Consider the following 26,382-nt stretch of genomic DNA (forward strand, 5'->3'; position numbering starts at 1 on the left):
TTTTTAATAATTGATTACCTGTTCTTCCATATGCTCAGGTAAATCTCTGAATTGGTAGGTCTGCGTTCTCAATTGAGGTTCAAAACCTGCTTCACGAATAGCATCCTGAATGGATTTGGATGTAAAGCGGTGAGGAGCACCAGCTGCAGAAACTACATTTTCTTCAATCATAATAGAACCGAAATCATTCGCTCCGGCGTGAAGACACAATTCTGCCGTACGTTTACCGACAGTCAGCCAGGAAGCCTGTATGTTTTTGATATTGGGAAGCATGATACGGCTAAGTGCAATCATACGGATGTATTCTTCACCTGTCACATCATTTGTGATTCCCCTCAATCGTTTCAGAAGGGTACCATCATCCTGAAAAGGCCATGGAATAAAGGCAATAAAGCCATATGCATCCTGAGGTTTTTCAGATTGAACTTCGCGTATCCAAACCAAATGTTCAAAACGCTCTTCTATGGTTTCAATATGTCCAAACATCATAGTGGCAGATGTTGGCAGATTAAGCTGATGCGCGGCTCTCATGACATCCAGCCATTCTTTACCTCCGCACTTACCTTTAGAAATCAGCCTTCTGACACGGTCATTTAATATTTCAGCTCCGGCACCTGGTAGAGAATCCAGTCCGGATTCTTTGAGATGTCTCAGTACATCAATGTGAGTCATTCCTTCCAGTTTTGCAATATGTGCAATTTCGGGAGGACCCAACGAATGAAGTTTCAGCGTCGGATATAATTCTTTAAGTTTTTTAAAAATGTCAGCATAGAAAGCCAGACCTAGGTCAGGATGGTGGCCTCCCTGTAATAAGAGTTGATCACCTCCGTATTTGAAGGTTTCCTCTATCTTTTGCTTATAGGTTTCTATATCTGTGATGTAGCTTTCGTCATGTCCCGGTCGTCTGAAAAAATTACAAAATTTGCAATTGGCAATACAGACATTAGTTGTGTTGACATTACGGTCTATCTGCCAGGTCACTTTCCCATGCGGAACCTGTACTTTGCGGCATTCATTAGCTACGTAAGTCAGGTCTGCAGTAGCAGCATGATGATATAAATAGATGCCTTCTTCCTTGGAAAGGAATTCAAAATTTAAGGCACGTTCTAATAAACTGTTAATATTCATGTCTTACAAAGATACGTACCTTTTACTTAAAATAGGGCGTATGTGTTAAGTTTTATAAACGGAAAATCTCAGTAGAAAATCCCATCTGTCAGGCGATAATCTCGCTTTTTTCAACAGCGTTTTTTTTCTTTAAAACATAGGTTTTCAGGAATACGAATGTCAGTAAAGCTCCTATACTGGCCATCCCTGCACCAACCAGAGAAGGATAATTATAAGCTAATCCCATTGTAATCGGAATAGCGCCGAAAAATGCTCCGAAAGTGTTGCCTATATTAAAAGCTGCCTGTCCGGCTGCAGCTGCAAAAGTCTCTGCTCCTTTAGCATTATTGATGAGCATCATTTGCAGACATGGTCCTATTGTAAAAGATATCATACCGGTAATAAAGGCCATGACATATGCGAGCCAGTCTATATGGGAAACAAAGAACAGGATAACGAGGCAGACGGCCATAGCTGCAAAACTGGCCATAGAGGCTTTGGTTGGCAAGATACTGTCGGCCAGTTTTCCTCCAAGCAGATTTCCGAAAAACATTCCAAGACCTACTAATACCATAATGTAGGGAACTCGGTCCGGGTCAAGTCCGGATACTTTTGTCACCAAAGGCGCAATGTAGCTGATCCATGCAAATAAACCTCCTGTACCGATAGAGATAATCGCAATAATGAGCCAGGAGTACCATTTTTTGAAATACGATATCTGACTGAGTATATTACTGTCTTTATTTGCTTTAAGCCTTGGCAGCCACATGCTCAGCGTCAGAAACGTCAATAAACCAAGACTACTGATAATAGCATAGGTTATCCGCCATGAAAAATGATGCCCTATGTATGTGCCAATAGGTACACCGGCCAGATTAGCGATAGTCATTCCTGTGAACATCACAGATATCGCCTGTGCTTCCTTACCTTTTTTTGCCAGATTAGCCGCGACTACCGAACCTACTCCAAAAAATGCTCCGTGTGGCAGTCCGGATATAAAGCGGGTCAGCAACAGTGTGTTGTAATCCGGAGAGATTGCAAACAGACCGTTGAAAATAAAGAACAACAGCATTAAAAATAATAATACACTCTTTGGAGAATACTTAGAACTGAAAGCCACTAATGTAGGGGCGCCTACCACTACGCCTAAGGCATAGAAAGCAATAAGATTAGCAGCTACAGGTATGTCTATTTTCAGATCTTTAGCTATATCAGGAAGGATTCCCATCATTGTGAATTCTGTCATCCCGATTGCCAGACCACCGAATGCTAAAGCTATAAGTCCTTTGTTCATTTTATATCGTAATCATGTGAGGGGGCAAAGGTACACTCCTTCAGGATGTTTTTTGTCATAAATTTATTGAAATATTGTTTAAACACTAAATTGTATTTCTGTATAAGGCTGAAAAAATAGATTGTTCATTATATAAAAAGCCTTAACTTTAGACGTTGTATGAATGATGATTCGCCAAAAAAATTTGACCGTACGGTTGCCATCCTGATTCAGTTGCAATCTAAAAGAGTTGTAAAGGCACAGGAGCTTGCGGACCGCTTTAATGTGAGTTTACGAACGATCTATCGTGACATCAGAACATTGGAAGCCTCCGGGGTGCCTATTTTTGGAGAAGCCGGCACAGGATATTCTTTGATGGAAGGTTATCGTCTTCCACCGGTTATGTTTACCCGAGAAGAGGCGACCAGTTTTGTGGCAGCAGAAAAATTAATGCAGCAATATGTAGATCAGGGTATACAGGAGCATTTTTCGTCAGCAATAATCAAAATAAAGGCAGTACTCAAGTCCATGGAAAAGGACCTGCTATCTAATCTGGAATCTCAGGTGCTTATACAATCCAACAGCAAAAATCTGAATACATTAGTACCCAATGCATTGTCGGTGCTTTTTGAAAGCATTTCACGAAAGAAAAAGGTCAGAATGCATTATCAGACTATTGAAAACGAACATCCGGAAACCAGAGTTATAGAGCCTGTGGGTATATTCCATGAGAATAAATTCTGGTATATGATTGCCTATTGTTATCTCCGCAAGGCGTACAGACAATTCAGAACAGATCGTATTCAGCGATTAGAAGCTCTGGAAGATGCATTTGATATAGAGCATCCTGCTATTAGCGAGTTTTTGCATAAAAGACAGGATGTGGAAAAGCGGAAAGTTGTCATTTTAATGGATGCAAAGATTGCTAAATATTTAGTCTGGCAGCGAGATGCTTACGGCTTTATATCCGAAGAAAGAGTAGAAGGAGGAAAGGTAAGACTGACTTTTATGACAGCTTATATGTGTGAAGATTTTGCCCGATGGTTTATGATGTTTGCAGACGTAGCCGAGATTGAAGAACCTCCCGAATTAAAAGTTAGAGTACATGAACTAACCTTTAAAGCAATGGAAAACCTGACGCAGCTCAATGAAAACATACACAACGAATTACTTTAACACTTTTATCGAGGCAGCCGAAGATTGCCCGGTCAAAAGCGGCACAATTCCTTCGCAAAGAGGAAATAAACCAACTGTTGCTCAGCAGCAACTTGATCTTATTCGCACCCATCCTTACACCTATACTTCGGATGATGTACTTTACTGGTTATATGCAGATAAAAATGGCTTTGAAAGGAGTGATTTTTCTGCGAGAACAGATTTTTTCAGCAAAGGGCAGGCATGTATGCGTGCTTCCCCATTGGCAAAAGTCTTTGGATGGGGTATACATTTTGATGAATCTGGAAAAATGGCGGTATACGGAATAGAAACACAAGCTTACAAAGAACTGTCAGAGGATACTGCATTACAGCATACACGTGCTATGCGGAGTAAAAGGGCTTAACCTGGTTATTTGAGGAGCATTACCTCTTTTATCTGAATAATTTCTTTCAGCAAAGGTTTTTTACCATCGGCCAGTAAATGTTCATGCAGAGGAGAGGGAACAAATAACTTGAAATTCTTACGGTCTACTTTCACATTAAATATGCATCCGTGCGTGATATGCTTATCATCTACCACCAGAGAAAGATCGGTCACTACCTGAGAAGCGAGTCCTGCCTGATTGATCAGCTTTAAGAATTGTTCCATGATTTTTTTACAAACATAAGTTTTTTCAATAATATTTTAGGGCTAATTTTGCTTAGCTACTTATGCTTACTATGGTTTTGTCTTAAAACAATTTGGAAACCCAACGCAAAATAATTCATTTGGATATGGATGCATTTTATGCTTCTGTAGAGCAACGGGACTTTCCTGCATTGCGGGGAAAGCCGCTTGCAGTTGGCGGATCTCCGGATGGGCGGGGAGTCGTGGCGACCGCAAGTTATGAAGCCAGAAAATACGGTGTTAAATCTGCTATGCCCTCCCGACAGGCGCTACAGTTATGTCCCGAACTGATCTTTACACATCCCCGCTTTGATGTATATAAAGAAGTATCACAACAGATCAGACAAATTTTTCTTCGGTATACGGATTTAATCGAGCCGCTTTCTCTGGATGAAGCTTATCTGGACGTAACGGAAGATAAACAAGGTATAGGATCCGCCATAGATATAGCCAAACAGATCAAAAAGGAGATTCAGGAAGAGCTAAACCTGACAGTATCCGCTGGTGTGTCGGTCAATAAATTTGTCGCTAAAATAGCTTCCGATATGAATAAACCGGATGGACTGACGTTTATAGGACCTTCAAAAGTGGTAGTCTTTATGGAACGTTTGCCTATTGAAAAATTCTTTGGTGTTGGTAAAGTAACGGCCTCAAAGATGAAAAAGTTGGGAATACACACAGGCGCAGATATGAAACAGTGGACGGAAGAAGCTCTGCTCAGACATTTTGGTAAAACAGGTAAGTTTTTCTACAATATTGTTCGTGGTATTGACAATCGACCGGTACAGCCTAACAGGCAAACAAAATCTATAAGTGTGGAAGATACCTTTGCTCAGGATATTGCAGATATACAGTTTCTGGAAGATATTCTGAAAGAGTTGTCTGCACGTCTTGTTAAACGATTGAATGCAAAAGAGCTCACAGGTAAGACTGTTACCTTAAAAGTTAAATTTTCTGATTTTACCCAGGCGACACGTAGCATGACATTTTTAAAGGCTGTGACAGGTGAGGAGGCACTCTATCAGATCGCTGCTGAGCTTCTGAATAAAGTCTCACTGATTGAAATGAAAGTGCGCTTACTGGGAGTAGGAGTATCCAATTTTACAGGTGAAGATCCAGACCAGCAGCTAAACAGACAGTTAACACTGTTTTAAAATGCGGTATGCACTTGCTGAAAACAGAGGTACAGAATAAAGGTAAGTTTACGACCTTGCTTATGTATCTGTATTAGTTTAATTTGTATCTGTATTAGTTTAATTCCGGTGATTGTGGAAAATTAGCGACATGAGCATATTTCTGACCCATACTGATCAGTGCCTGTTTCCACAAATCCTCTCCATCGGTAATAAATGTGAGATCTTTATTGAATTTATTATCTACAGCCCAGCTGTTTTCTTTAATCTCGCGATCCAGCTGATAAGGACTCCATCCGGAATATCCGATAAAAAATTTCACTTCATCAGATGTTATTTTTTCTTCTTTCGCTAATTTAAGTACCAATTCTATATCTCCACCCCAATATACATCATCAATGATATGCTCACCACTGAGCAGCAGATCGTATGCTTTGTGAATAAAAAATAAAGCTTCACATTCCACAGGGCCTCCCAGATAAATCGGAAAGTCAGCTTCCCGTTCTACATCCTGAAATACATCAGACAACATAAGTTGGGTGCGTTGATTTAATATGAAACCAACTGTTCCGTTGCTCTCATTATGATCCGCTAATAAGATGACAGATCGTTTAAAATTCTGATCAAGCATAAAGGGTTCGGAAACCAATAGACTACCTTTCTGCGGTTGTAGTTCATTAAACATAGCTTTATCTCCTTTCTTTGTGATAAATATAGTAATTAAGAGAAATATATGTCTTGAAAAAATCAATAAATACATTAAGGAGATAAAAAAGGAGCACTTTTTTAGTAAGTTTGCACATAGACAACTATTCCTATCATGTCAATAATACATAAAGATATAGCAGCGATACGGGTGGATTATACGCTGAATGAATTGTCAGAAGATCAGGTTAATGCAGATCCTCTTGCACAATTTGAAAAATGGTTTAATGAAGCGCTACATGCTGAAGTAATGGAGCCAAATGCCATGTCATTAGCGACTGTTTCTGCAGAAGGTTTTCCTTCTTCCAGAATTGTATTGCTGAAAGATCTGAAGGATAACGGATTTAGTTTTTTTACTAATTATCAGAGCCGTAAGGGAAATGAAGTAGTAGAAAATTGTCATGTTGCACTTTTATTCTTTTGGCCTGAGCTCCAAAGGCAGGTCAGAATTGAAGGTTTAATAGAAAAACTTCCTTCATCAGATTCTGACGAATATTTTGCATCCAGACCGAAAGGCAGTCAAATTGGAGCCGTTGCTTCTCCGCAGAGTAAAACGATTCCCAACAGAGCTTATCTGGAAAGTAAGGTGGATGAGTTGAACAGTCAGTATGCTGACCAGGATGCTGTGGACAGACCACAACACTGGGGTGGATATCTGGTGCGCCCTGTAGCTGTTGAATTCTGGCAGGGAAGAAGCAGCAGACTGCATGACCGATTGTTGTATAGTAAAGTTTCCGATTCCTGGAAAATTACACGTTTAGCTCCTTAAAAATGACCTTTGAAGATATTAAAGCATTGCTGATACGCCAGTTTGACGGAGCAGTAATTGTAAAAGAACAGGCTACAGGTCTGCAACCAGCCTTATATATTATGCCCGAAAATCTGATTGAAGTATGTCAGTTTCTTCGGGATTGTTCAGATACGTATTTTGATTTTCTATCTAATATTACAGCAGTAGATGATTTTCCTGCGGATACCTTTACTGTCGTTTATCATTTAGCCTCTATTCCGCATCAACTTCAGCTGACTCTGAAGACAGAATTGACGGCAAGCCGGGATCTGGAAATTCTGCCTTCTCTGCCTTCGGTATCTGCAGTTTGGAAAACAGCTGAATGGCATGAGCGTGAAGCATTCGATCTGATGGGAATATTTTTTACAGATCATCCAGATCTCCGAAGAATTTTGCTTCCTGATGACTGGGAAGGATTTCCATTACGCAAAGATTACCAGGATCCCGAGCAGTATCATGGTATTAATATCAATTAACTCTCTCTTTTGATTCAATGACAAACGACGTATATAATCAGGCATTTACAAATTATCAAAACAGGATAGCAGCTATCGGTTCTCAGGAGATGGTAATCAATATGGGACCTCAACACCCTTCCACCCACGGTGTGTTGCGACTCGAACTGATCACTGACGGAGAAATTGTTAAAGATATTATCCCTCATCTGGGTTATTTGCATCGTTGTTTTGACAAACATGCTGAATCTATCAATTATACCAAAACTATACCTTTTACAGATCGTCTGGATTATCTGGCTTCTATGAATAACAGCCATGCATATGTAATGGGGGTAGAACGTATGCTGGGACTGGATACTAGAATTCCTAAGCGTGTAGAGTATATACGTGTGTTGGTTTGCGAGTTAAACCGTATTGCCTCACATCTTATAGCAATAGGTACCTATGGTATTGATATAGGTGCATTTACACCGTTTATGTGGTGTTTTCGGGATCGCGAACATATTATGAATATGCTGGAGTGGGCTTCAGGTTCACGCATGTTGTATAATTATATCTGGATAGGAGGGCTCTTTTATGATCTTCCTGTGGGATTCGAAGAGCGTTGCACTGAATTCGTAGAGTATTTCAAGCCTAAATTGACCGAGCTGGATGAGTTATTAACTCAAAATCAGATCTTTATTTCAAGAACTGCTAATATCGGGGCTCTTCCGGCTGATGTAGCCATTAATTATGGATGTTCCGGACCAATGTTGCGGGCTTCAGGTATAAAGTGGGATTTGAGGAGAGCTGACGGATATTCTGTATATCCTGAATTAGAATTTGATATTCCCGTCGGGAAGGGAGAAATGGGACAATTAGGAGATTGCTGGGATCGGTATAAGGTGAGAGTGGATGAGATAAAAGAATCGGTACATATTGTTAAACAGTGTCTGGAGCGTCTTCAAAAAGATTTTCCGCGTACAACAGATTTTGATCCCCGTGCATTAGTTCCCAAGAAAGTGAATATAAAAGCACAGGATTATTATGTAAGGGCCGAAAACCCCAAAGGTGAATTAGGGTTCTATTTTGTGGCGCAGGATAAATCTGATATTCCCAAACGTGTTAAATCAAGAGGACCCAGTTTTAATAATTTGTCCGTATTACCTGAATTAGGGAAGGGAGTATTGATTGCGGATTTGATTGCGATCTTAGGGTCAATTGATATTGTGCTTGGAGAAGTCGATAGATAATTGAAACATGCAAAAAAATGCAAAAATATTTTGTGTTTAGTGTTTCAACACTTATATTTGTAGTCTCATAATTTAAGTTTATAATTGGTTAATAGAAAGTTCGCAACCGCTCGGTTTGCGGACTTTTTTATTTTATACAAACCAAATAGCAGACATTGTCTTGTTATAGATCACATGCCTAAAATCAGCGATAGGATTTCAAGAGCTTCATCTGATAGCAATAGTTTCCTTTGAAAGAGTTAAGACACAGTGGTAAAATCAAATTATAAGCACAAAAAAAATGAGATATCTGTTTACAGATACCTCATCTCCGTTTGTTTGTTAATATTAAGTATTAAAAGTGGAATTGTACGCCGATTGTAGGTGCTAAAGAATTTGCATCCAAACCGAATGTATTTGTTTTCACTTTTGTATCTGTCGCAATGTTTTCGACCTGACCATGATTATAGTACAAACCTCTTACTTTAAATTCGATTCCGATTTTAGAAGTAGGGAAGTATGCAAAACCTGGTGCTACTTCAACTCCGTAATTTGTAGTTTTGTTTGTTTTTACATCATCTACTTTTTGATTACCCCATGCCATTGGAACTGTTAACTGTCCGAAGAACTTAACTGGTCCTTCACCCAGGTAATAACGTCCGTATGGAGCAACTTTGAAAGCATCATTTACATTTTCAGTTGTTGTTTCTGATTTGTTGTATTCATAACCAATTCCTGTACCTATTGCGAAGTTGTCACTTACGAAATAACCTACTTGTGGCATAATAGAAAAGCTGCTGCTTTTGATATCTGTATCTTGAATTTTTGAAGTAGAGAAGCCAACCTGACCTCCAACAATGAATTTACCTTTTTCTGTTTGTGCGTTAGCTGCAAATGTTAAAGCTGTAATGGCAGTTAATGTTAAGAATAATTTTTTCATGTTTACAAATTTTTAATTGTATTTTACTTATTAATAAACGATCTATTTGTGTTTACTTTCTGACCGTTTCATACTAATAGTCAATGTTTGTGCCATTCCCAACGTGCCAGTTTTTAAAAAATTGCTTTATATAGTTGTTTTTGTCTTATTTGTCTGGTAGTCAGCCTTATATTTTTTATTAATAAATTTTTAATGATTTCTTAATGGGAGAAGTTCAGTGTTTCAAAAGTATGACATTTTGACCATTTTGATAGAAATGTCAGTTTTATGGAAATCTTGTCAGTGAATTGAGGAATGTTTAAACAAGCTGCAGGTGCTCAAGTATAAAGGTTCTGCGTTCATCAAGCGATACTTTGGGAACATCAATCAAGTGATATCCATATTTCTCATAGGTCTGTTTCATATAATAATAGGTCTGCTCGGCTTCGTCCCAGGATTGTTTTCTTTCATCATCCTGTTCAAAGATATCTTTCCAGGGTGGTAAAATAAATACGTTACGATTATAGCGGTAATGTTTGGCAGCGTTCTCCATTTGAATGGGGATTGCATCACCAAGCATTTCTAAATAACACAATGTATCGGGTATTCCCCGATCAAACAGTGTAATTTGATTATAATACTGACTGTTGAAGTGGAGGAAATCTCGTACAGAGTAATCAAACATCAATTTTGCATACGCTTGGTATTCAGCCCATGGAAGCGCCAGTCCTTTGCATTGAATCTGCTCTTTAATAATCTGGCGGGCTACTTCAGCTACTATTCGTACATCGTTTTTAAGCGTCTCTATTAAGGTAGTCTTTCCAACGCCCGGACCACCTGTAATGATGTAAAAATTATTTCTTTCAAAGGTATTCATATAAGTTTTGCTTCTTTAATAAAAGGGAGTGTTCTCTTTGATAATTTGCTCAGTGTAAACTGTATCCGGATTAGTGTTAAAAATGTTTGATTCGTATTTTATGGGAGATATACAGTTGCCAAATGGGATGGGAATTATCTGGCTATTTATCGGTTTTAATCCGTATAACAAATTGTATTTCAAAAATAATAAAAAACAGAAAATGAAGAACATAGCTATTATCATGATTATGTCAGATATAGGATGATTAAACAATCGATTGCATAAATTGTGTGCTTGTCAGTTTAAAGAGTTTTCGTTAATATTGTGATAGAGCCAATATAAACGCAAGTACTATGAGAAAACGAAGTTTCCTGAAAGTGTGCTTAATGCTGGGATTGTTATCTGTCAGCCAGTTACACGCACAAGATAAAACTCCTTCCTGGGCACAAAAAGCCAATGATGACAAAGAAAACCGAATGAAATGGTGGACACATGATCGCTTCGGATTGTTTATTCACTGGGGATTGTATGCTGTGCCGGCCCGTCATGAATGGATTCAGCAGATGGAACAAATAAGTACGGAGAAATATAAGGATAAATATTTCAATCTGTTTGATCCGGATCTTTATAATCCAAAGGAATGGGCTGCCTATGCTAAGAAAGCCGGGATGAAGTATGTAGTGATAACGGCAAAACACCACGAAGGATTCAGTTTATGGGATACAAAGGTAAGTGATTACAAAGCACCCAATACACCCGCTAAACAGGATTTGCTAAAACCATTTGTTGAGGCTTGTCGTGCCGAAGGATTGAAGATAGGGTTTTATTATTCTGTCATTGACTGGCATCATCCTGATTTTACAATTGATGGCACACACGCTTTGCGCAACAATCAGGAAGCTAGAAAAAGTAACGCTAACCGGAATATGGATAACTACCGCAAGTTTCTGAAAGATCAGGTGCGTGAGTTACTTACAGACTATGGTAAAATTGATATGCTGTTTTGGGATTTCTCTTATCCCGGAAAAGACGGTAAGGGACATAATGACTGGGATAGTGAAGGACTTGTTAAGCTGGCCAGAGAACTTCAGCCTCAAATCATTATGAACGACAGGCTTGATCTGATGGATAAAGACTGGGGATGGGATTATAAGACACCGGAGCAGTTTATGCCTAATAAATGGCCGGAGCATAATGGAAAGAAAGTGGCCTGGGAGACATGTCAGACATTTTCGGGGTCATGGGGATATCACAGAGATGAGAATACCTGGAAAAGCACAAATCAGCTTATTGCCATGCTGATCGAGGTGGTGAGCAAAGGTGGAAATCTGCTTTTGAATGTAGGGCCTACAGCGCGAGGGTATTTTGATGACAGAGCGACAAACCGACTGGAAGAAATGGGGCAATGGATGAAATACAACAGCAAATCTATATACGGCTGTACAGCAGCTCCTGAAGGATTCCAGAAGCCGGATAATACTTTTCTGACCTATAATCCTGAAACTAAGCGAATGTATATTCATTTGTTGCAGTGGCCTTTTAAAACGTTATATCTGCCTGGATTCAAGGATAAAGTTAAATATGCTCAGTTCCTGCACGATAATTCGGAGATTAAATATACTTCACGAAGTAGTGCCGCAGCCGGAGAACATATGGCTATAACTGCAGGAGAGGGGGACCTTATTATGGATCTTCCGGTTGTGAAGCCTAATGTAGAAATACCTGTAATCGAACTTATATTGAATGACTGATAATTTCGGGGCGAAAGCCCCGTTTTTATTTTGCACATTTTGAATGATAAAAGGAAACTTATAATTTTATACGGATTACTAATTTTAAATATATGATAAAAAAGACCGCCATCGCCCTATTACTCAGTCTGCCTGTACTGGCCTCTGCTCAAAGTAATACGTATTCGATCATTGGAAAGATCGAAAAACCAAAAGAAAAATCTCAGATATATCTTTCTATCCGCAATGCAAAAATGCAGGTACTGGATTCAGTAGATGTCAAAGACGGAGCATTCCAGTTTCAGGGTACGGTAGACGGACCTACTGCAGTGTATCTGATATACGATCATGAACACGAAGGACGTAAAAAAAATGGTGCTCCCTCTGATGCGCTTTCTATTTATGTTGATAAGGGACAAACAACAGTCAATATCACCGATTCCATCAAAAATGCAGTTGTTAAGGGAACGGCTATTCAGGACCAATACAGTCAATATGCGCAGTTGCTCAAAACGGTTAACAGTGAAATGAACCGTGTAAGTAAAACGTTTAGAAATTCCACTGAAGAACAGCAGAAAGATACGGCATACTCAAATGTCCTGCGTGATGAATATATGAAATATGCGAATGAAAAAAGCGCATTACAGGAGGATTATGTAAAGAATAATCCGGCATCATATTTTAGTTTGCAGGCTATTCAGGATATATCTTATCAGGATTTTGACGTAGTAAAATTAGAAGGACTTTATAATAAACTCACTGCTGAAATAAAAAACACAGCTGCCGGCCAGTCATTTGCGCAACAGATCGCTGCAGCTAAAGCAACTGCTATTGGTTCATCTGCTCCGGATTTCACACAGAATGATGTGAATGATAAACCTGTAAAACTCTCTGATTTTAAAGGTAAGTATGTGTTATTGGATTTTTGGGCTTCCTGGTGCGGGCCGTGCCGTGCTGAAAATCCGAATGTGGTAGCAGCCTTCCAGAAATATAAAGACAAAAATTTTACCGTACTCGGAGTTTCCCTGGATCAACCGGGTAAAAAAGAAAACTGGTTACAAGCAATTGAAAAGGATCAGTTGACATGGACACACGTCAGCGATTTACAATTTTGGAATAATGCAGCTGCTAAATTGTATGGTATACGGTCTATTCCTCAAAATTACCTGATCGGTCCGGACGGAAAGATTCTGGCAAGTAATCTTAGAGGAGAAGAGTTGCATAAGAAATTAGAAGAATTATTAAAATAGATGTCTTCAGAATTTCTATACATAAAAGAGGGAATCTTATTCAGATTCCCTCTTTTATTTTAACTATGCAGGCTACTTCAGAGAAGAGGCGGGCAGCGGTACAAATTCCGTTTCTCCGGGTACTTTTGGAAATTTCTGATCTTTCCAGTCGTGTTTCGCCTGTTCGATCAGCTCTCTGTCCGAACTCACAAAATTCCAGTGAATATACCTTTGTTCAGGAAAGGCTTCTCCGCCAAAAATGTATACAGTTGTATTTTCTCCTATCTCAAATTCGCATAACTTAGAATCTTTTGCAATCAAGATGTGTTTAGGTGAATAGGTATTTCCTTCACTTTTGATTTCACCTTCCAGAATATAAAGTCCGCTTTCCCCAAAAAGATCATTTCCTATACTCAGTTTTGCTGCTTTTGTACTTTTTATTTCAATAAAATATAAGGGACTATGCACCGGCACAGGAGATTTTTTTCCGAATGCCTCACCGGCGATCAGTTTTATCTGTACACCATCTTGTTCCCATGCCGGGATCTCCGTTGCTTCTACATGTGTAAATGTAGGTTCAGATTCTTCCAGTTCTTTTGGAAGTGCTACCCATATCTGTAGGCCATGCAGATGCTTGTCCGTGTGGCGAAGATATTCTGGTGTACGTTCAGAATGTACTACACCTTTTCCTGCTGTCATCCAGTTAACAGCTCCTGGTTGTATCTCTACAGCAGACCCTATACTGTCTCTGTGAAAAATAGACCCTTCAAACAGGTAGGTTAAAGTAGATAAACCGATATGCGGATGAGGAGGTACATCCAGATTTTGGTAATCTTTCAATGCCGCCGGCCCCATATGATCGATGAATACGAAAGGTCCGACCGCCCGCTTCTGTGTAAAAGGGAGCAGTCTTCCCACCATAAAATTGCCGATGTCAGCGGCTCTTTCTTCAATTATTAATCCAATGTTTGACATAGTTAAAATTAATCTAATGATTTGCTCTGGTCTATTACTATTCTTTTCCATTCGGGATGTCGCTTAATATAAGCTACAACCAGCGGACATAAGGGGTTTAGTTTTTTTCCACTTTGCTCTATTGCATCCAGCGTCTTTTCTATTACTGCAGTAGAAGCTCCGTTTCCCTGCAGAGCAGGTTCCACTTCAGTATGCAAAAGTGTGATCATAACTGGATTTTCACGATAGGTGATAAAAGCCTTGCTGCCATCAATTGTTATTTCGTACTGATGATCCGTTTCATTTTTCACCAAAGGGATTGTTAAAAATTCTTCTTTCATAATATCTCGTTTTGATTTTAATAAAAATGGGGGACAATGCGGAATATTTAATCTTCCAGATATCCGAATTTGCCTTTGTTATAATCATCAAAAGCTTCCATTATTTCTTCACGTGTATTCATAACAAATGGTCCATGTGCAAATATTGGCTCATCGATAGGCTGACCACTCAATACCAATACAATTGCATCCTCAGTAGCTTCAACATCAAATTCTTCCCCATTGTTTTCGAAGAGTACAAAATTATCGGTGTCTACTGCTGTGTTATTTACAGTAACAGCTCCTTCAATAACCAATACCGCTGTATTATAATGTGAAGGGAATGAAAAATGCGCTTTTCCACCTTTCGTAAGGTGAGCATTCATCAGATTAACCGGCGTAAATGTCGTCGCCGGCCCGTTATGACCTTCGTATGTTCCCGCTATCACCTCTACATAACTCTTTTCATTGTTCAGAGGGACGCGTGTCATGTCTGCATTTGTTATTGCCTGATACTTCGGACTGGATTTTTTGTCAGTCGAAGGTAGATTGACCCACAGTTGTACCATTTGAAATTCTCCGCCACTTTTACTGAACGATTCTTCATGGTATTCTTTGTGCAATATACCAGACGCAGCTGTCATCCACTGTACATCTCCCGCATCAATAACACCACCACCACCGCTGCTGTCGTGATGCGCGACACGACCTTTATAAGCTATAGTCACGGTTTCAAATCCTTTGTGCGGATGTACACCCACGCCTTTTAGTTTGTCAGAAGGCGGAAATATATAAGGGGCGTTGTAATCCAAAAGAAGAAAAGGACTCATGCGTTGCATGCTTAGTGGGGCAATACCCGGAATGAAGTTGTGCACCCGAAAGCCGTCTCCTACAAAGTGTGCTCCCTGAGGGGCTATCACAGTTTCTATTGTTCTTGTACTCATATCATTAAATATTAAAGTAGTATAGTACAAAAGTACCCCTGTCAAAGCGGTCTGGCATTGATGTAAGATAAGAAATAATCAGTAAATTTCAGTTATGTCTGAATACCTGAAGATAATATTATAGTTTTTCCAGTTCTAACAGCGCTAAGTATGGGTCTCCTTCCAATCCGAGCAATCTTGCAAAGGCAGGTTCTGTTTTAATGCCCTGCTTTTTCAATTCAATAATTTTTTCTCGGAATTGATCATCGTGTTTCTCCAATAAGTGGTATTCAATGATCAGATGCCTGTAAGCATACTGTGTGGTGGTGGGGACGTTTTGACCAAAAATTTCAAACTCAAAGCCACCCAGTTTAAAATTACAAATCACAGAAGGCTCGTTATAAATTACTTTCTCCCGCATGTTGAAGTCTTCTTCTTCTGCAAACTCTTTGAAAAGCAACTCCTGAAAACTGTGAAAATCCTGTACCTCACAAATAATATCCAGATCGCTTGAGTCAATGTTGATTGCTAGGGGATAAGTTCCTGCCAGGATTGGATGGTATACAGCCAACAGGTCAAATATCCCATGTTTTTGCAGCAGTTGATATATTTGTTGCTGTACAACATTCCCTTTTTGGAGATAATGTATACTTGTAAAGTTCAAGACCTATCCGGCTATTTAACAGGGTAGAACATATGATAATAATTTCCTCCGATAAAAGGTCTTTGCTTGCCCAACTGAAATCCTATTCGTTCATACAGGCGTTGTGCATTAGGATTGGACAGATCAACCAGTAAACCTACCTTATCAAAGTGCTGTTGTTTCGCATAGTCTATAATGTATCTGATCAATGCACTTCCTACACCTTTTCCTTGCTGATCCGGAGCTACAGCGACTGTATCCAGATAGAGTTCGCCACCTTCTGTTTCTTTTTCAAAGTTAATTTGTTGCTTGTAGTGTTGAGTTACTGCAGTAATTACCGGGGCACGAAGTTCGTCCAGTCTGTCTCCGTCATAGGCTGTTACAGATCCTGCTATTTTACCATTTTCATCTATAGCGACAAAAGTATTGGTATAACTATATTGATTGTTGGTATCCTGAAAGAATCCGGTAAGAAATTCAATGGCCTGTTGCTGATCGCGGTTTCCGATAAATTTGTAAATAATATCTTCCATTGCTAAAAGCATTAAAACCGGAACGGCTAGATCTGAAGGTTGAGCGGGTCTGATATACATATGTATTAAATTTTTTGTAACTGACTATATTTTCAAGTATACGAAATTTTTCAGGATTGGCCCGGATAGTGACCAGTGCAATAAAGGAACTATTGGTTGGAAAAATACTAAAAGGAGTTTTATCGGGATCAGGAAATTCCAAACGGAGCAGAATACCTGACTAACCCATACACTTGCTCCAAAGCTGCTTCCTGTAATTCGAGGGCCATGAAATTTTCAGAAGGAACATCAAACGGAGGCTTTATGTTCCAGTTAATCGCAGGCGCAAAACCAAAACGCATATAATATGCAGGATCTCCAAGTACCATAACAGAGCGGAAACCCATTTCTCTGGCTATGGACAGCCCTTCATTGATTAGCCGTTGCCCGATTTTCATATTCTGAAATTCAGGCAATACCGCAACAGGAGCTAGTGCCAGACTTTCGGTAGCATTTTCTTTATTTTCAATAGTAATTTTTGTAAACATCACATGACCAATTACCTCTGCATTGTAAACAGCTACCAGAGATAGTTTAGGCACATAAGCATCACTTAATCGCAATGCATCCACCAGTTTTGCTTCATCTTCCTGTTTAAAGGCCGTAACATTCACATGAAATACTTCAGCCATATCCGGCTCTTCTTCCTTTCTAATAATAAGATCCTTAATACCTATTATATGTCTGTCTTCCATTTATTTTCGTATTCTGTAAGCGGTCAGGAGTAAATATAGTATATATTCCTGAACAGTCTGTATCCGTATTACAGTCAACGCTATAAAAAAACAGAGCTGTTCCGTTTCCGGAAAGCTCTGTCAAAATACAAGATTGGGAAAAAATTACCAGCCTCCTCCGAGGGCTTTATAAATGTTCAATTGAATAAGTATATTTTCTTTTCGGCTTTCAATTTTATCTATGCTGGCTTCAAGTGCTGATTTTTGAGCACTTAATATATCCAGATAAGTTGCACGACCCGCTATAAACAGGTCATTTGATACCTGTGCTGCTTCATTCAGGACGTCAACCTGTTTGCTAAGCATATCTTGTCTTTCACGTGCATAGTCCTGAACTTCCAGCTGGCTGTAAAGTTCCTGCCAGGCTTTAAGAACAGTCTTTTCGTACTGATAGAATTGGATACCATAGTTAGCTTTATACTGGTCATACGTTGCATGGAGAGCTGTACGATTCAGGATAGGGCCCGATAATCCTCCGATAAGACTGTAAGCCAGTGAGGAAGATGATAGCAACTTTTCAATACGGAAGGAGTTGACACCCAACTGAGGAGCGAGTACCAGTGACGGATAGAGATTAGCTTTAGCGGCATCGGTTTCCAATCCTGCAGCAATCAGCTGTAAACCAGCCTGTCTGATATCCGGTCGCGAAGCCAGTAACTGATCGGCATGCTCTGGTCTGATATTGGAAAATACAGGACTATTATGAGCGGTCAAAGGTGTACGGATAATGTCACCATTAAAACGTCCGATAAGGTAATTGATCTCATTTTCGATCTCCCGGATTTGTTGAAGACCTTTTTTCTCTCTGGCCTTCGCCTGTAGTAATGCTGCCTGAAACTGGCTGACACTAAGTGAATTCGCTGTTCCGGCCTTTTTCATGACTTCCATAATCTCCAGACTTTTGGACTGAAGTTTTATATTTTCCTGAATAGCAATCTGCTCAGCATCCAGAGCTACCAGATCATAATATCGCGTAGCAATGGAAGTGACTAATTCAGACTGAACCAGCTTCCTGCCTTCATAGCTTGCCAAATACTCGTGTAGAGCTGCATTTTTCAGATTACGTAATTTACCCCAGATATCCAGTTCCCAAACCGAACGTATACCTATAAAATAATCCGGAACAGGATTCGGAATTACTTTCTTTCCGGAAATATTATCGGAAAGATTCTGATCAAATATCCCTGTACCATCTATTGTGTAATCTCCAAACCGGCTTAAACTTCCTTCGATAGCGGCATCTACCTGAGGGAGTTGCTCCCCCTTACGTAAACGTAATTTTGACTTGCTGAATTCGATACGTTCCAAAGCTTCACCAAGGTCTGGACTGCGTACAAGAGCAGTGTCAATAAGCTGTCTCAGGTTTTCATCTTTGAAAAAGGTATTCCAATGTAAATTATGAATAAATGCACTGTCTATTGCCGCGGTATCCGTAACTGGTATTTTGGATGGAATATAACTGTCTCTTACATCAGAACGAACCTTACACGCTGAAAACAGGACTAATATCAGAACTATTCCGGCCACAGGTTCGACTATTTTTCTGCCTGTCTTTTTTCTGTCTTTTTTACCATCCGCATTAAATAATACATACAATCCAGGAATGATCAGAACTCCGAATATAGTACCGATAAGCATTCCGCCCAGTGCAGCCAGTCCGATAGAGCGATTACCTAATGCACCTGCACCTGACGCCATCGCCAACGGCACCAGACCTGCTGCAAAAGCAAAGGAAGTCATCAGAATAGGACGAAGACGCATAACAGCGGCTTCAATAGCAGCTTCTATAACGGAAAATCCTTGCTTATGTTTAATCACCGCATATTCAATAATCAAAATAGCATTTTTACCCAACAATCCGATAAGCATGACTAAGGCTACCTGTGCGTAAATATTATTATCCAGCCCAAATACTTTAAGGAAAAGAAACGCACCGAATATTCCGGCAGGCAGTGAGAATAATACAGGTAATGGTAACAGGAAACTTTCGTATTGTGCACACAGAAGTAAGTATACAAACAGAAGACAGATACCAAAGATATAAACGGCCTGATTACCGGAAGCTTTCTGCTCTTTGGTCATACCTGACCATTCAAAAGTATAACCCGCAGGCAGTTTTTCCTTAGCTACACGTTCTATTGCGCTAATCACTTGCCCGGAGCTGTACCCGTCTGCAGGATCTCCGTTGAGCATGGCTGAGGCAAACATATTGTACCGTGTAATTTGTTCAGGACCATATACTCTTTCCATACGCATAAATGCAGAGAAAGGAACCATTTCACCTTTATCATTTTTAACAAACAGTTTGAGAACATCTTCCGGCTTTTGACGATACATCGCATCAGCCTGTACCATTACTTTATACATCTGTCCGTAACGAATAAAATTGGTCGCATAGAAACTTCCCATCAAAGTCTGAAGAGTGTTCATGGAGTTCTCCACCGATATACCCTTTTTTGCGGCCAGATCATAATCTATATGAAGCATGTATTGAGGGAAATTCGTTTCGAAAGATGTAATTACATTACCTACTTCCGGTGTATTCTTCAGATCCTCCATAAATGTTTCGAGGATTTTTGAAAAGGCTGTCAGATCATCTTTACCGGAACGATCCAGTACACGAAGCTCAAAACCGGATGAGTTTCCGAATCCCGGAACTGTAGGAGGAGGGAAGAACTCAATTTGTGCATCCTTGATGTGCTTTGTTTTTGTTTTAAGCTCTTCTATTATCTGCCATACGTTCTGTTCCCGATCTGACCAGCTGGTCAGGTTGATCATCCCCATTCCGTAGGATGAGCCTGATACTTCATTCACGAGACTATAACCAGATAATGTAGAAACCGTTTCTACTGGTTTCAACTCTCTGCTAACCCGGTCAATTTCATTCATCACAGCTTCTGTACGATCTACAGTTGCTCCCGGAGGAGTCGTGACATTGACATAGATCATACCCTGATCTTCTGTCGGGATAAATCCTCCCGGAAGAATACTGCTCATTCCCCAGGTAGCGACAAATGATATGATAAGCAGTCCGGTGGTGATGACCCGTCTGCTGGCTATAGTGCGGACGATAACGGCATATTTTCCGGAAGTGTTGTTGTACCATTTATTAAACCCATTGAAAAAACGGTTTAAAAGGTTGTTTTTCTTTTCTTTTCCGTGAGGGGATTTGAGCATAAGGGCACAGAGTGCAGGAGTCAGCGTCAGGGCATTGATTCCTGAAATTACAATAGCAGATGCCAGTGTTAATGAAAACTGACGGTAGAATATACCGACCGGCCCGGAAAGAAATGCTACCGGTATAAATACAGCAGACATCACCAGTGTAATCGCTATAATCGCTGAACCTACTTCTTTCATTGCTGCAAAGGTGGCTTCACGGGGAGTCAGAGATTCATCATCTTCCATCTTGGCATATACCGCTTCTACCACTACTATCGCATTATCGACTACGATACCAATGGCAAGTACGAGTGCAAACAGGGTAAGGAGATTGATCGAAAAGCCCAGCATCTGCATAAAGAACAAGGCACCAATAAGACAAACCGGAACTGCCAGAGCAGGAATAAGAGTAGACCTGAAGTCCTGAAGGAAAATAAATACAACCAGGAAAACAAGTAAAAATGCTTCTATTAAGGTTGTAATAACACTGCTGATAGACGCATCCAGGAATCTGGAAACATCATACCCCATTGTGTACGTCATGCCGGGAGGAAAACTGCTTTCCTTTAGTTCGGCCATCCGTTTCTTTACATTATTGATGACATCCTGGGCATTAGATCCGGGAAGCTGTTTCATCATGATAGATGCAGAAGGGCGTCCGTCTGTTTTAGAAACCATTTCGTAATCCAGAGATCCGAATTCCAATGAAGCAATGTCTTTGATACGAAGGACAGATCCATCCGCATTAGCCCTGATCGGAATATTTTCGTATTCAGATGCCTCCGTAAATTTTCCGGTATAGCGCAATACATATTGCTGCATATTGACTACTTTATCGGATCCGATACCTGTTTGTCCCGGAGCAGCTTCTATATTTTGGGAGCGTAAGGATTGGATGACTTCATCTGTACTGATATTATAAGCCGCCAGCCGGTCGGGTTTGAGCCAGATACGCATCGCATAATCGCGCATACCCATAATCTGTGCAAAACCTACACCTTCAATACGCTTCAGCTCTTTTAAAATGTTGATATCCGTGAAGTTATAGATAAATCTTTCGTCTGCATTTTTATCCTCACTGAAGATATTGAGGTACATCAGCATACTGTTGACTTCTTTCTCTGTAGTTACCCCTGCTTTAATAACTTCTTCCGGTAACTCATCCAATACCGTAGTCACACGGTTTTGCACATTTACTGCGGCAATATCAGGATCTGTACCCACTTTAAAAAAGATCTGAATCAATGTATTTCCATTGTTGGTACTGACTGTAGACATAGACGTCATACCTGCCACACCGTTAATGGCTTTTTCCAGAGGTATAGCTACAGCATTCGTACTTACTTCTGCATTGGCTCCGGTATAATTGGCTGTGACCACGACAGAAGGTGGTACAATATCCGGAAACTGGGTGACGGGTAAGGTAAACAGGGATAATAATCCCAATAAGGTAATAAATACCGATATGACCAGTGATAATATGGGTCGCTTAATGAATATATCAAACATCTGTACAGCTATTATTGAGGGTTATGCGCTAATTTGCTTTGTTCTTCGGAGATAAGTTGTGGCTGAATGATACTTCCGTCTTTCAGACCTTGTGTACCTTCATATACAACCTGTTGATCCTGATCTAATCCGGAATTGACCACATAATAATGTCCGATGCGCGGACCGGGAATAAAAGAGGTCATTTTGATGATATTGTCCTTGCCAACAGTGTAGACAAAAGTTCGGTCCTGAATTTCAAATACGGCCTTTTGATGAACGGCTATTATATTATCCATCCGGATAGGAAAGTTGATATTTCCGGATGCACCATGACGAAGCGTCTTATTCGGATTCGAAAATTTTGCACGTAGTGAAATTGTTCCGGTTTCATTATTAAATTCTGTTTCAGCCAGTTCTGCTACTCCTGATAAAGGATAGATTTCGCCATTCGCTAATGTTAACTGAACAGGAGTTTTGAATGTATTACTGCTGCTGGTGTCTGCTGCCATAGATAAAAATTGTTGTTCAGTAATGTCGAAATAGGCATATACCTGTTTATTGTCTGAGATAGTGGTCAGCAGAGATCCCTCTGTAAGTAAAGACCCTTCTCTGAGTAATATACGGTCTATGTTTCCATCAAAAGGTGCACGAATTGAACATTGACTGAGTTTTGTTTTGGCAAATTGCACTAAAGATTTTGCTTCATCTATCTTGGATTCAGCTGCCTGAAGTTTTGCTTTTGCCAGATCCATTTCAGTTTTGGAAATAATATTTTTTTGCAATAAGATTCGTGTCTGATCGGCTTCAAGACTTGCTTTTTTAGCATCAGCAATAGCATTATTGAGCATGGCATTAGCCTTTGCTAATTCCGTGCGAAATTCTTCTGCGTTGAGGGTGAATAATATTTGACCTTTGCGGACAAAATCACCTTCATCCACATATATTTTTTCCAGAAAACCATTAAGGCGGGAGCGTAACTCTACATTTTTGACAGCTTGTATATCTGTTACATAATCTTGTGTAATAGTAGTATCCAGACGGATTACAGTTGTCGTTGGGATAACAGAGATTTCATCTTTTGATGATTCAGATGACTGGGATTCCTGGCAGGAATAAAGCACAATTGCCAGAGATGAAAAAATAAGGGAACGGATGAAATTTGGTTTCATATCTTAAAAAAATGTTTAAATGAAGCAGTATAGCTAAAAACACATGAAGGAGCAGGTGTCTGCAATACGTACCTCGGTAAATATGTTTAGATAAAAAGGATACAGATTCGAATCAAAGGCTGTTGCCGGAACTAAATGAAAAATCTAAATCCGAAACAAAGTTTGATTATAAATTAGGAAAGAAGTGGGAAACGAGATTGGTCTAGAATGGTTTCAATCTAAAAAGATATTGATAATAACCCAATTGAAGGGGAATTATCTTATTAATACGTTTTGATATTGGGGCACGGAGCGTATCCGTTTTCAAAACTCTCGGCAGGTAGAAGACGATCAGAAGAATGGGTAGAATCGCATTTGCTTGATTCGCTGTCCTGTATTCATCGTATTGAAAATCAGAAATTTCCTGTTCGTTGTCTGACGGTAGATCCAGAAGGTCATCCAGAATAATATTGACCAATGTAACTCCTGAGTGGATATCATTGTCAACTTTGTCCAAAACACAAGTTTCATGATATGCAATTGCATTCATGTAAAAGAAGAGCATCAGCAAACCTAATAACTGTTTAGACATCTTTACAAAGATATCAAAAGGAGGGTCAATTCGCATAATTGCCCCCTTTTTGTTACAAAATTATGTCATACTTTCATTGTCTGAGGTTTAAGTCTTAATAAAGTTGTCTTTTTCAGTTTTTGTTTTTGAAATCAGATTCAATGCTGCGGTCTTTAGCAGCATACAGCCCAAAGATCAGCATCAGTAAGACTGTTATAATCAAAAAATAGAAAGAAGCGTTCCATATACGGGTGATATCATAAAGTTTACCAAATACCGGAGGTCCGAATGCGGCAATAAGATAACCTATTGACTGTGACATGCCGGAAATTTGGATGGCCGTATGAGCGTGTTCTGTTCGCAGAGAAAAAAACAACATGGACAAGCTAAAAGATAGTCCGTTTGCTAATCCGAAGAGTACGACTGCCGGATAGATAAATTTTAAACGGAAAACGATGATCAGTATAAGTCCCGCTAACATGGAAAAGCTTAGAATCCAGATTAATAAGCCTTGCTGTTTCATCTTGCTTGCTATAACCGGACCCAGAAATGTCACCGGAAGCATAGCTAACTGAAAGTAGAATAGTACCCAGCCGGCAGTATCGGTGTCCATTCCATAATCCATCAGAACAGCAGGTAACCAGGCTGCTATCGAATAGTACATCAGCGATTGTAATCCCATGAATATACTGATATTCCATGCCTGTCTGGATTTAAAAATAGCAATTTTATGATTTTCAGAAGATGTCGCCACGGTTGGTTTTCCGGAAGCATTGACATTGAAAAGCTGTGGCAACCAGATCATAAGCGTGAGCGCCGCCGGAATAATCCATATTCCCAAAGAACCTTGCCATCCGGATTGCGTCCAGCGACCGATACTAATACTCAGACCGGCAGCGAGAGCTGCAGAAAGATTCATAGCTACGGAGTATATGCCAGTCATTACACCCACCTTCTCCGGAAAATTTTTCTTGATAAAAGCCGGCATTAATACATTGGAGACACATATACCTATACCTACAAGAGCTGAGCCGGTAAATAACCAAAGATTATTTCCTGATATTCTTGCCCACAACCCGACGATCAATACGAGTAGACTGATGAGAATAAGTTTTTCCATCTTATATTTTATCGCAAATTGACCTATTGCGCTGGATAGTCCGGCAAATACAGCCAGAGGAACTGCTGTTAATAATCCGGCTTCAATATTTGACAAGTGAAGAACGTTAATGATTTCATTCATGACAGGACCTACTGCTGAGAGAGGAGAACGTAGATTGGTTGCCACAAATATGACTCCTAAGAAAGACAAAATCCGCAGGTAAGGATTTCTGATTTCAAAGCGTATCCGTGATCTTTTTTTTGAGGATGTGATTAATTCTGATTGCATAATACAAATGTAAAATGGTTATTTTAATTAAATTTGCCAATAATTACATCTATAACGACATAAGTGGATATTTCATTAAGCAATGAATTACTGGATTCGATAGGTAAAGAATCCTATGTATGGTTTGATAACAACTGGGTACATGCGCACGCTGTGCATGGCCATCGTGTGGCTCAATTTGTATACGTGGAGAAAGGATTTCAATATCTGGAAGCAGGAGGGAAGATTCATCTGTTACCTCAGAATCATGCTGCATGGATTCCACCAAACATGTTGCACAAGACTTCTACAGATGCTTCTCATGTTCAATTGCGGACCATTTTTTATCGGATGGATGATATCCCGGAGTTTTATAATGAGTTACGTATATTTCAGGTTCCACCAGTATTGAAGGAAATGATTCGTTATGCAGAAAAATGGAATAAGATTTCAGATTATTGTGTAGAGGAAGACACATTTTTGAAAGCGATATTATTGGAAATGCCCAATTTTTGGAAGCATTCGTTATCCTTGCACATTCCCGCTCCGAAGGATAGTAGACTCATCTGCGTCTGCGCATATATTCATGGTCATCTTGCCGGTAACTGGACTGTAGCAGAAGTCGCAGAGCGGCACTACCTTTCTCTACGTTCTCTCCAGCGTATATTCAAGTCCGAAACGGGAATTACCCTCGCCAAATATATTCAGATGGTACGTGTAATAAAAAGCGTAGAACTATTGGGTACAGGAAGATATACCGTATCTCAGGTCGCCAACAGGGTCGGCTACAAAAGTGTTCAGGCTTTCAGTGACAGTTTTTGTATAATTATTAAAGAGAGACCACATACTTTTTTGATTTAAAATTGAAATTGCGGAGTTGCTTTTTTTGTACTTTTGATCTCAGTATATTAAATAATACATATATGAAAAGTTATCTGTTTTTATTGCTTGCTATTGCTTTTGAGATTGTTGCAACCACTTTTCTAAAAAAATCAGAACAATTCACCCAGCTGAAACCTTCCATTATAACAGTACTTGGATATCTGGCTGCCTTTTACTTTTTAAGTATGACCCTCCGTAGCATTCCTGTCGGAATTGCCTATGCCATATGGTCCGGTGTAGGCATTGTACTGATTACTATAGTAGGAATAGTTCTTTTCAAGCAGACTCCTGATCTTCCGGCTGTCATCGGATTAACGTTGATTATAGCAGGCGTGATCGTGATCAATGTGTTTTCAAAAATGTCAGCACATTAAG

At 39.7% G+C, this 26,382-nt stretch carries 26 protein-coding genes; 10 read left to right on the plus strand and 16 right to left on the minus strand.

The genetic code is table 11. From position 1 onward, the window contains the following. Positions 1 to 3: 3 nt before the first annotated feature. Together I6J02_RS17290 and I6J02_RS17295 are read right to left on the minus strand one after the other, a co-directional pair. The gene (locus tag I6J02_RS17290; protein ID WP_201679074.1) at positions 4 to 1,128 is read right to left on the minus strand and encodes a CofH family radical SAM protein; all 1,125 of its coding nucleotides are present in this window, start codon (positions 1,126 to 1,128) and stop codon (positions 4 to 6) included. An 88-nt stretch (positions 1,129 to 1,216) separates the two neighbouring features. Next, a complete protein-coding gene (locus I6J02_RS17295; protein ID WP_201679075.1) occupies positions 1,217 to 2,401 on the minus strand; it encodes an MFS transporter in 1,185 nt (394 codons plus the stop codon). A 159-nt stretch (positions 2,402 to 2,560) separates the two neighbouring features. Between I6J02_RS17295 and I6J02_RS17300 the strand changes: the two genes are divergently transcribed. Next, positions 2,561 to 3,556 (plus strand): helix-turn-helix transcriptional regulator, encoded by a 996-nt coding sequence (locus I6J02_RS17300; protein ID WP_201679076.1) that lies wholly within the window; start codon positions 2,561 to 2,563, stop codon positions 3,554 to 3,556. Further along, positions 3,528 to 3,941 (plus strand): DUF6157 family protein, encoded by a 414-nt coding sequence (locus tag I6J02_RS17305; protein WP_201679077.1) that lies wholly within the window; start codon positions 3,528 to 3,530, stop codon positions 3,939 to 3,941. The genes I6J02_RS17300 and I6J02_RS17305 overlap by 29 nt, the downstream gene beginning before the upstream one ends. Positions 3,942 to 3,946: 5 nt before the next feature. Here the strand turns inward: I6J02_RS17305 and I6J02_RS17310 are convergent, their stop codons facing one another. Further along, on the minus strand, positions 3,947 to 4,186 hold the full coding sequence (locus tag I6J02_RS17310) for a hypothetical protein (RefSeq protein WP_201679078.1): 240 nt from the start codon (positions 4,184 to 4,186) through the stop codon (positions 3,947 to 3,949). Positions 4,187 to 4,311: 125 nt separating this feature from the next. On the opposite strand from I6J02_RS17310, the gene dinB reads away from it, so the two are divergent. After that, positions 4,312 to 5,358: a DNA polymerase IV gene (dinB, locus tag I6J02_RS17315; protein ID WP_236582122.1), complete on the plus strand. Its 1,047-nt coding sequence runs from the start codon at positions 4,312 to 4,314 to the stop codon at positions 5,356 to 5,358. A 94-nt stretch (positions 5,359 to 5,452) separates the two neighbouring features. On the opposite strand, the gene I6J02_RS17320 is transcribed toward dinB, so the two are convergent. Beyond that, on the minus strand, positions 5,453 to 6,022 hold the full coding sequence (locus I6J02_RS17320; protein WP_201679080.1) for a YqgE/AlgH family protein: 570 nt from the start codon (positions 6,020 to 6,022) through the stop codon (positions 5,453 to 5,455). A 135-nt stretch (positions 6,023 to 6,157) separates the two neighbouring features. Between I6J02_RS17320 and pdxH the strand changes: the two genes are divergently transcribed. Genes pdxH through I6J02_RS17335 form a run of 3 tightly spaced genes read left to right on the plus strand, consistent with a single transcriptional unit; the run spans position 6,158 to position 8,522 of the window. Next, the gene (gene pdxH / locus I6J02_RS17325; protein WP_201679081.1) at positions 6,158 to 6,811 is read left to right on the plus strand and encodes a pyridoxamine 5'-phosphate oxidase; all 654 of its coding nucleotides are present in this window, start codon (positions 6,158 to 6,160) and stop codon (positions 6,809 to 6,811) included. A gap of 2 nt (positions 6,812 to 6,813) precedes the next feature. Beyond that, entirely contained in the window at positions 6,814 to 7,308 is a 495-nt protein-coding gene (locus tag I6J02_RS17330; RefSeq protein WP_201679082.1) for an NADH-quinone oxidoreductase subunit C, read from the plus strand. Positions 7,309 to 7,325: 17 nt separating this feature from the next. After that, complete coding sequence (locus tag I6J02_RS17335) at positions 7,326 to 8,522, plus strand: NADH-quinone oxidoreductase subunit D (protein WP_201679083.1); 1,197 nt, start codon at positions 7,326 to 7,328, stop codon at positions 8,520 to 8,522. 334 nt (positions 8,523 to 8,856) lie between these two features. Here the strand turns inward: I6J02_RS17335 and I6J02_RS17340 are convergent, their stop codons facing one another. Together I6J02_RS17340 and I6J02_RS17345 are read right to left on the minus strand one after the other, a co-directional pair. Continuing rightward, positions 8,857 to 9,441 (minus strand): outer membrane beta-barrel protein, encoded by a 585-nt coding sequence (locus tag I6J02_RS17340; protein ID WP_201679084.1) that lies wholly within the window; start codon positions 9,439 to 9,441, stop codon positions 8,857 to 8,859. Positions 9,442 to 9,739: 298 nt separating this feature from the next. Beyond that, on the minus strand, positions 9,740 to 10,297 hold the full coding sequence (locus I6J02_RS17345; RefSeq protein ID WP_201679085.1) for an AAA family ATPase: 558 nt from the start codon (positions 10,295 to 10,297) through the stop codon (positions 9,740 to 9,742). A 335-nt stretch (positions 10,298 to 10,632) separates the two neighbouring features. On the opposite strand from I6J02_RS17345, the gene I6J02_RS17350 reads away from it, so the two are divergent. Together I6J02_RS17350 and I6J02_RS17355 are read left to right on the plus strand one after the other, a co-directional pair. Further along, positions 10,633 to 12,030, plus strand: a complete 1,398-nt coding sequence (locus I6J02_RS17350; protein ID WP_201679086.1) for an alpha-L-fucosidase — start codon at positions 10,633 to 10,635, stop codon at positions 12,028 to 12,030. A gap of 92 nt (positions 12,031 to 12,122) precedes the next feature. Next, entirely contained in the window at positions 12,123 to 13,259 is a 1,137-nt protein-coding gene (locus I6J02_RS17355) for a TlpA disulfide reductase family protein (RefSeq protein ID WP_201679087.1), read from the plus strand. Positions 13,260 to 13,331: 72 nt separating this feature from the next. Here I6J02_RS17355 and I6J02_RS17360 read toward each other — a convergent pair whose 3' ends face one another. From I6J02_RS17360 to I6J02_RS17405, 10 genes are all read right to left on the minus strand, one after another. Then, on the minus strand, positions 13,332 to 14,213 hold the full coding sequence (locus I6J02_RS17360; RefSeq protein ID WP_201679088.1) for a pirin family protein: 882 nt from the start codon (positions 14,211 to 14,213) through the stop codon (positions 13,332 to 13,334). An 8-nt stretch (positions 14,214 to 14,221) separates the two neighbouring features. After that, complete coding sequence (locus I6J02_RS17365) at positions 14,222 to 14,533, minus strand: GNAT family N-acetyltransferase (protein WP_201679089.1); 312 nt, start codon at positions 14,531 to 14,533, stop codon at positions 14,222 to 14,224. 47 nt (positions 14,534 to 14,580) lie between these two features. Beyond that, entirely contained in the window at positions 14,581 to 15,456 is an 876-nt protein-coding gene (locus I6J02_RS17370; protein ID WP_201679090.1) for a pirin family protein, read from the minus strand. Between the two features lie 118 nt (positions 15,457 to 15,574). Continuing rightward, complete coding sequence (locus I6J02_RS17375; protein ID WP_201679091.1) at positions 15,575 to 16,099, minus strand: DUF4269 domain-containing protein; 525 nt, start codon at positions 16,097 to 16,099, stop codon at positions 15,575 to 15,577. Positions 16,100 to 16,110: 11 nt separating this feature from the next. Further along, on the minus strand, positions 16,111 to 16,671 hold the full coding sequence (locus tag I6J02_RS17380; protein ID WP_201679092.1) for a GNAT family N-acetyltransferase: 561 nt from the start codon (positions 16,669 to 16,671) through the stop codon (positions 16,111 to 16,113). 128 nt (positions 16,672 to 16,799) lie between these two features. Continuing rightward, positions 16,800 to 17,345 carry a GNAT family N-acetyltransferase gene (locus I6J02_RS17385; RefSeq protein WP_236582130.1) on the minus strand — a complete coding sequence of 182 codons (546 nt, stop codon included), beginning with the start codon at positions 17,343 to 17,345 and terminating at the stop codon, positions 16,800 to 16,802. A gap of 144 nt (positions 17,346 to 17,489) precedes the next feature. After that, positions 17,490 to 22,055, minus strand: a complete 4,566-nt coding sequence (locus I6J02_RS17390) for an efflux RND transporter permease subunit (RefSeq protein ID WP_201679093.1) — start codon at positions 22,053 to 22,055, stop codon at positions 17,490 to 17,492. Between the two features lie 11 nt (positions 22,056 to 22,066). After that, on the minus strand, positions 22,067 to 23,206 hold the full coding sequence (locus tag I6J02_RS17395; protein WP_201679094.1) for an efflux RND transporter periplasmic adaptor subunit: 1,140 nt from the start codon (positions 23,204 to 23,206) through the stop codon (positions 22,067 to 22,069). A 202-nt stretch (positions 23,207 to 23,408) separates the two neighbouring features. Continuing rightward, complete coding sequence (locus tag I6J02_RS17400) at positions 23,409 to 23,813, minus strand: hypothetical protein (RefSeq protein ID WP_201679095.1); 405 nt, start codon at positions 23,811 to 23,813, stop codon at positions 23,409 to 23,411. A gap of 76 nt (positions 23,814 to 23,889) precedes the next feature. After that, the gene (locus tag I6J02_RS17405; RefSeq protein WP_201679096.1) at positions 23,890 to 25,146 is read right to left on the minus strand and encodes a CynX/NimT family MFS transporter; all 1,257 of its coding nucleotides are present in this window, start codon (positions 25,144 to 25,146) and stop codon (positions 23,890 to 23,892) included. 63 nt (positions 25,147 to 25,209) lie between these two features. Here I6J02_RS17405 and I6J02_RS17410 point away from each other — a divergent pair, with 63 nt between their 5' ends. Together I6J02_RS17410 and I6J02_RS17415 are read left to right on the plus strand one after the other, a co-directional pair. Beyond that, positions 25,210 to 25,986, plus strand: coding sequence for an AraC family transcriptional regulator (locus tag I6J02_RS17410; RefSeq protein ID WP_201679097.1), 777 nt, complete (start codon positions 25,210 to 25,212; stop codon positions 25,984 to 25,986). 62 nt (positions 25,987 to 26,048) lie between these two features. Beyond that, entirely contained in the window at positions 26,049 to 26,381 is a 333-nt protein-coding gene (locus I6J02_RS17415) for a DMT family transporter (RefSeq protein ID WP_201679098.1), read from the plus strand. The last annotated feature ends 1 nt before the right edge of the window (position 26,382 follow it).

Origin of the sequence: Sphingobacterium spiritivorum (genome assembly GCF_016725325.1) — a bacterium.
Lineage (GTDB): Bacteria > Bacteroidota > Bacteroidia > Sphingobacteriales > Sphingobacteriaceae > Sphingobacterium.